Genomic DNA, 1,253 nt, shown 5'->3' on the forward strand with positions numbered 1-1,253 from the left:
TGTAGTGGTCAACTAATTCCGGACACCTCGATAGGTGGTTTCGACGCCATCGCCCGCTCGTAAACGGTCGGTGGCAGATATCCCAGTTTCGAGTGCAGCCGCTCGTTGTTGTAAAACCCAACGATGTATTCCACGATGTCACGTATCGCTTCTGCGTGATTGGCGTAGTCGCGGCGCCATACCCGCTCCATTTTCAAACTCAGAAAAAAGCGTTCCATCACTGAGTTGTCCCAGCAGTTACCTTTACGGCTCATGCTTTGCTGCATGTCATTTCGCGCCAGCAACGCTCTGTAGCTTGCGCTGGCGTACTGGCTACCGCGATCCGAGTGGGCGATCAGGCCAGGTGGCGGTTGACGCTGAGCAATTGCCAGCTGCATTGCACTACACACCAGCTCGGCAGGCATGTTCGGGGCCATGGACCAACCCACGATCTTGCGTGAGAACAAATCCAATACCACAGCCAGGTACAGCCAGCCGCTGCGGGTCCGGATGTAGGTAATGTCCGCTACCCAGGCCTTGTTTACCGCCTCAGGCTCGAATTGACGATTCAGTACATTTTCGGCAACTGGCAGGTCGTGCTTGCTATCGGTCGTGTGCACAAACTTACGCTTCCAAGCCGAACGCAGGCCGTTGGCACGCATCAAGCGACGAATTTTATAAACGCCGATTTCCATACCCTTGGCGCGCAACGCTTTACGTAACGGACGGCTCCCATAGCAGCCGCCACTCGCATCAAACGACGCTTTGAGCTGCACGGTCACGGGGCAAACCGATGCTGGCGTGTCGGCACGCCTGTTTGCCTCGTAGAACCCCGATCGGCTGACCCCCAGCAGCCGACAGACATACGCCACCGAATAAGCCTTCTGTTGCAGCTGCCGAACCAGGCGATACGTTACTTCAGCTCGCGGGCAAAGAAGGCGGTGGCTTTTTTTAATACATCGTTATCCATCTTGAGCTGGCGGTTTTCCTGCTCCAGCTGCCGGATTCGCTGCTGTTCGGATGTTAGTGGTTTACCGATCCCGGGCTGACCCAATTGCTCAGCCTCGTACTGCTGAACCCAGCGCCGGACGGCTGTCTCACCAATATTCAGATCGCGACAGACCTGCGGAGCGGTCAGCCCCTGGTCCTTGATCATCTTCACGACTTGCAGCTTGAAGCTGTCGTCGAATGTCCTGCGTTTGGTGGTCATGAAAAACTCCTCGATAGATGCATTTTCCACCTATCGAGGTGTCCGGGGAAATTAGACCACTACA

At 55.6% G+C, this 1,253-nt stretch carries 1 protein-coding gene; it reads right to left on the reverse strand.

All coding sequences use genetic code 11. The features are described from left to right. Positions 1–8: 8 nt before the first annotated feature. A protein-coding gene (locus tag BLL38_RS29905) for an IS3 family transposase (RefSeq protein WP_207303174.1) occupies positions 9–1,189 on the reverse strand; the annotation gives its coding sequence in 2 pieces (ribosomal slippage) (positions 9–934 and positions 934–1,189; 1,182 coding nt in all). Positions 1,190–1,253: the final 64 nt, after the last annotated feature.

Origin of the sequence: Pseudomonas gessardii (assembly GCF_001983165.1) — a bacterium.
GTDB lineage: Bacteria > Pseudomonadota > Gammaproteobacteria > Pseudomonadales > Pseudomonadaceae > Aquipseudomonas > Aquipseudomonas gessardii.